This is a genomic window from Paraburkholderia sp. J69-1, assembly GCF_905220255.1.
In the GTDB taxonomy this organism is placed as follows: Bacteria; Pseudomonadota; Gammaproteobacteria; order Burkholderiales; family Burkholderiaceae; genus Paraburkholderia.
Genome location: NZ_CAJMZG010000050.1, coordinates 1 through 5,020 on the forward strand (window position 1 = coordinate 1; position 5,020 = coordinate 5,020).

Sequence of the window (5,020 nt, forward strand, 5' to 3'; positions counted from 1 at the left end):
GATTCCTCTGTGTTCGCACTCTGCTCGGCAATCGACGTGTGTGATTACTAAGCGAGTGGCTCTCACGGCGTCTAGCCTCCGTCCCCTGATCGGAGCACCGCGCCACAGGCGATTGAGGGTTCAAAAAGGGTGGAGCTGAATGAATTTCGACAAGGATTCGGATCATTGCCGCTGTCGTAGCCTGACTACGACTGGCTCGAAAACCTCAAAATTTCAGTCATAGAGGCCATTTCAACGGTTGCTGAAAGTGCTTTGGTGGTGAAACTCCCGCACAAATTTCAGAAAACATGCTACTTTCAGCGTATGTTGAAAGGGGCTAATGTAATGAAAGAGGCCGAAGCCCGTGCTGGCGAAGCACTGCGCAAGGTGCTTGAGAAGGTTCCGATCCTTCAGGTCGAAGGTATCGACGGCGAAATCATGTCCGGCGAATGGCAGCCTGACTTGATCGCCCGGCTGCTCGTGGATGGTCGGCCGCACCAGTTGATTTGCGAATACAAGTCAAACGGGCAGCCGCGGTACGCCCGGCCCGCACTGTTGGAGCTGCGGAACTACGTTGCGCACGTCGCCTCGGAGGCGACACCCGTCTTCATCGCCCCCTACATCTCGCCCGCGGTACGGCAGATGTGCGAAGAGAAGGGCGTCGGTTACCTCGACTTGGAAGGAAATGCCCGGATCGCCTTCGGAGGCGTGTTCATCGAGCGGGCAGTGGCGGACAAGCCGGTGGCCGAAAAGCGCGAACTCAAGTCGCTGTTCAGGCCGAAATCTGCACAAGTGCTGCGCGCCATGATGCGTGAGCCAGGCCGAGCCTGGCGGGTCACCGAGTTGTCGGAAATCTCCGGCGTCAGCCTGGGACACGTCAGCAATGTGCGCAACGGCTTGATGGATCGGGAATGGGCACGCGTCTCGGACGATGGGTTGGTCCTCACGGAGCCCGATGCACTGCTGGATGCCTGGCGGGAGAGCTACTCCGCGCCGCCCGGTGCGCGGCTGCGCTTTTACACGTCGCTGCATGGCAGTGCATTTGAAGATGCGGCTCGAAGTGCCCTGCGCGCAGACAGCAGTCCTGGCCGCGCGGCCTTCGCGTCGTTCTCGGCGGCGCAGTGGCTTGCTCCATACGCGCGTACCGGCTCGCATTACTTCTTCGCCGACGACGAAGGCCTGCGCAAGCTCCAGGCCGCGTTGAAGCTCACGCCCAGCTCGAAAGGGGAGAACGTGGTCGTCATGGTACCGAAGGACTTGGAACTCCTGGCCGATACAGTTGAGCCCGCGCCAGGTGCGATCTGTACAAGCCCGGTTCAAACCTACCTTGATCTCTGCATTGCCGGCGAGCGTGGCGCCGAGGCGGCGGACCACTTGCGACAGGAACGACTCTCATGGCTCAAATGACACCACCGCAGGAACCGCAGTCGGCGGCCGAGTACGACGACCGCACGACGGCGGCCGTGAAGTCCGTATTGATCGAAATCGGGCAGATCCTTGGCAGCTTCAAGGGCAAGTTCGCCATCGTCGGCGGCGCGGTGCCCTGGCTGCTGCTGGCCAGCGAAGACATGCCCCACGTCGGCACGCTCGATGTGGACGTCGGGCTGGAGGCGGAAGCGCTCGGCGACGGTGAGTACGCCACCTTGATCGGCGCGCTCCAAGGCCATGGATATGCTCAGCGCGAGGGGCTTCGACGATTCCAGTTAGTTCGCCAGGTTCCTGCGCGCGATGGCGGGGATGCCATCGATGTCGTGGTCGATTTTTTGATGCCCCGCGATGCTGAAATCGTTAAGAACGATCCTCCCCTGATCAGCGACTTTGCCGTTCAACGGGCGGATGGCGCCGATCTGGCGATGCGCTTCTATCAACTCGTGGCGGTGACAGGAGCGATGCCGGATGGCGGGACAAACCGTGTAGAGATCGCGGTGTGTTCCATCCCCGCGCTGCTGGCGATGAAGGGCCATGCTTTGGTGGGCCGCTACAAGCAGAAGGATGCCTATGACATCTACTACTGCGTGCGGAACTATCCCGATGGGATCGACGCATTGGCGCGGGAGTGTCAGCCGTTGCTGGGGCATGCAAGCGGCGAACGCGGCTTCCGGAACATCGCCGAGAAGTTCGACACCTTTGAGGGATACGGGCCGACCTGTGTCAGGCGTTTCGTCGAAGACACGCGTGCTCTGGGTGAGCGCACGCCCGAGCAGTGGCAGCAGGATGCCTTTGGTCAGATCGACGCGCTGCTGCGCGCGATGACGCTGCGAGCATAAGCTGTATTTGATGGGCTACGCGCAACTTCGCGTGCCGTTGTCCGTCATCAAATTCGAACTGAGCAAGGGTGACGATTCCTCGCAACGCGAGGCGAGGGAGTTGCGCCAGGGCCAAGCGAGCGACGCAATCGAACGATTCCTGGCGTGCATCGGATAGGGGGCGGCGTGATGATCAAAGCAATTTTTGTAGGCATCAACAAACACCTCCTCGCGACAATCCCCGAGTTGAGCGGGGCGCGCCGTGATGCGACGGCGTGTGGGCATTGTTCACCGACACCATCGAAGGTCTGTCTGGGCGACTGCTTGTCGATGAGGCCGCCACGCATGCGGAGGTATCTCAGGCCATCCTTGGAACGCTGTCGGCCGCAGGGCAGGACGACGTGGTCGTGATCACATTCGCTGGCCATGGTTCGCCCGATGGAAATCTGGTCCTGTTCGATACCAACGCAGCCGATCTTTCCGGTATAGGCCTGTCAATGGCTGTCTTGGCCGACGCCTTCAAGGCAACGAAGGCACGCGCGGTACTGTGCGTGCTTGACTGTTGCTTCAGCGGGCAGGCACCTGCCCGTGTGTTGGAGGCTGCAGCACGCCCGCGAAGCGCATTTGCGTTGACGGGGATTTATGGCGAGGGGCGTATTCTGCTTGCCGCTTGTGCAACCAACGAATCCGCCTGGGAGCAGCCAGGCACCGGACACGGATTGCTCACGCATGCCGTGATCGAGGCATTGACGGGAGCGGTCGGCGACTCAGTCAGCTTTCCGGAAATCGCTGGCGAGATTATCCGGCTGGCGCGTGTCGAGGCCGAGCGCATCAGCGTTACACCGACGCCTGTATTTCTAGGCAACGTCCAGGGTGGTCTCGTGTTTCCTGCTCTCTAGCGCGGTGACAACTTCGCTGGTGCGTTCCCGGCGAGGGCGGTCCAGCAAATGTCGGGGGCGTTTGCGGAATTTTCCGCGCACGGTTTTCCTCCGGAAATCGTTGATCAATGGACAACGGACTTCCCACGAGGCCTCAACGCACTACAACTCAAGGCACCTTTATCGCAAACCCTTGCCAGGTGGGCATTGCCGGCTTCGGCTCATCGGTCGTAACGGAGCTGGAATTCGGTAACGAGTGCGCGAAAAGCGCTTGAAACGCCCTGCGGCTGGGCCGTACAGCGTTTATGCGCACATTCCGTGAGCTCATGGCAGATGACAAATTCCACGTCGTTTGCGTGAGGAGCGGATTGGGGATATCCCCGGAAAAACCTCGCATTGCCTTGCTGGACAGGCATTTCAGGCGAAATCTGGCAAGGCAGGGCATCCCCACGTCACCCATCACCTTTGCGCGTTTTTTGCGCCAGCGAGCACCCCGTTCACTGAAAATTAGGGAGCGGTGATGATTTGGTGCCAAATTGACAATCGGTGCCAATTTGGTATTTGGTGGCAATTTGGCACATGCGGTCCTATACTCCTTTTCGTCCCCGGAAGGGGGCTAGCAGTTGGCTTCTGTCACCCACCCAATGACAGATCAATGGCTGCATCCAAGACGAGGGTTGCTTTAGAAAAAGGGCGGCCTCGTACATTCGATAAACAGCATTTGGCCGAATCAACCCTGTAACGCCGCAAAGGCGCCCAGGGCGGCCCGAAACAAGGAAAGTAAATGACACAGCGCAACGCAGCGGATTCGTCCGAGCGTGGGCGAATCACTGCCCGAGTCAGTGCGGATAAACAGCGAGTCCTGCAATTGGCGGCAGATCTCTCGGGCAGTACCCTTAACCAGTTCATCGTGCAGGCGGCGATCACGGCTGCGGAGAAGGTATTCGAGCAGGAAGAGGCGTTTCGAGCTATTCAGCTGAACGCTGAAGAGTCAGAGCGTTTCCTGGCCTTGCTTGATGCGCCTCCGAAGGCCAATGATGCGCTCAAACGCGCGAAGGCTAAATTTCGGAAACAATATCTTGAACCCCATTCGACAACTTGAACAAGACGACGACTGCAATTCTTTCGATTGCGGCGTCGAATCCCTCAACGCCTGGCTCAAACAGATGGCCGGGCAGAACAACCGGAAGCGTCTCACACGGACGTACGTTATGGTGGAACCGGCCGCCCCGCAGCGGGTCATCGGGTATTACACCTTGATGGGCACCTCTGTGGAAACGCAAGGCTTGCCTTCGAAAAAACGTCTCCCTGAGAGGGTATCCGCCGTGCTCTTGGCACGGCTGGCTTTGGAAAACAACACGAAATACCGTGGACAAGGTCTCGGCGAATCCCTTCGCCAACACGCGTTGCATACGGCGTTTCAGGCTTCGAACCTGATAGGCGTCCATTGTATTGTCGTCGACGCGCTCAACGAAGACGTTGCCAATTTCTACACGAAGTATGGCTTCGAGCGTTGTCAGAACGAACCTTTGCGTCTTGTACTCTTTCTCGACACGTACGAGGACGCATAGCCCAAGCAGTAGTTATGTCGAGGGCTGGTGCACTGCACCGGTTTTTTGCCTGCGATTGGACGGCGAACGACTGCAGCATCGTCATTTGCACCGATCCACCGTAGCGCGATGGGGAGGGGCCCGGGTTAGTCGCCCGCAGGGTACACGTGGACAATCGACGACTCTCCGTTTACAACTAGAAGTCAACCGGTGTGCACTCAGTTGTAAACGCTTCATCGCCGTTCTGGATTGGTGCTTTCGTTTCGCGCTAGGGCGCGTAGTATCCGACGTCCCGGGATTCTCGCCGTCTTCAGTTGATAGGCTGTGCGAAGCAAAACGACATCGCGGAAAGAAAGCACAGTTCGTT

General features: G+C 58.9%; 5 protein-coding genes. All 5 read left to right on the forward strand.

Annotated features, from left to right (window positions below):
- The first annotated feature begins 303 nt into the window (after positions 1-303).
- The 5 genes from U5A67_RS40130 (at position 304) to U5A67_RS40150 (ending at position 4,674) form a co-directional block, all read left to right on the forward strand.
- Complete coding sequence (locus tag U5A67_RS40130) at positions 304-1,386, forward strand: type IV toxin-antitoxin system AbiEi family antitoxin (RefSeq protein WP_321818788.1); 1,083 nt, start codon at positions 304-306, stop codon at positions 1,384-1,386.
- Positions 1,374-2,246 (forward strand): hypothetical protein, encoded by an 873-nt coding sequence (locus U5A67_RS40135; RefSeq protein ID WP_321818787.1) that lies wholly within the window; start codon positions 1,374-1,376, stop codon positions 2,244-2,246. The genes U5A67_RS40130 and U5A67_RS40135 overlap by 13 nt, the downstream gene beginning before the upstream one ends.
- A 263-nt stretch (positions 2,247-2,509) precedes the next feature.
- On the forward strand, positions 2,510-3,124 hold the full coding sequence (locus U5A67_RS40140; RefSeq protein ID WP_321818786.1) for a caspase family protein: 615 nt from the start codon (positions 2,510-2,512) through the stop codon (positions 3,122-3,124).
- Positions 3,125-3,887: 763 nt separating this feature from the next.
- Positions 3,888-4,205, forward strand: a complete 318-nt coding sequence (locus tag U5A67_RS40145; RefSeq protein ID WP_321818785.1) for a DUF1778 domain-containing protein — start codon at positions 3,888-3,890, stop codon at positions 4,203-4,205.
- Positions 4,183-4,674 carry a GNAT family N-acetyltransferase gene (locus U5A67_RS40150; RefSeq protein ID WP_321818784.1) on the forward strand — a complete coding sequence of 164 codons (492 nt, stop codon included), beginning with the start codon at positions 4,183-4,185 and terminating at the stop codon, positions 4,672-4,674. Before U5A67_RS40145 ends, U5A67_RS40150 begins: the two co-directional genes overlap by 23 nt.
- The last annotated feature ends 346 nt before the right edge of the window (positions 4,675-5,020 follow it).

Excerpts from the sequence above, each read along its gene's own strand:
- U5A67_RS40130 (WP_321818788.1), top strand. The coding sequence starts at position 304 with ATGTTGAAAGGGGCTAATGTAATGAAAGAGGCCGAAGCCCGTGCTGGC.
- U5A67_RS40135 (WP_321818787.1), top strand. The coding sequence starts at position 1,374 with ATGGCTCAAATGACACCACCGCAGGAACCGCAGTCGGCGGCCGAGTAC.
- U5A67_RS40145 (WP_321818785.1), top strand. The coding sequence starts at position 3,888 with ATGACACAGCGCAACGCAGCGGATTCGTCCGAGCGTGGGCGAATCACT.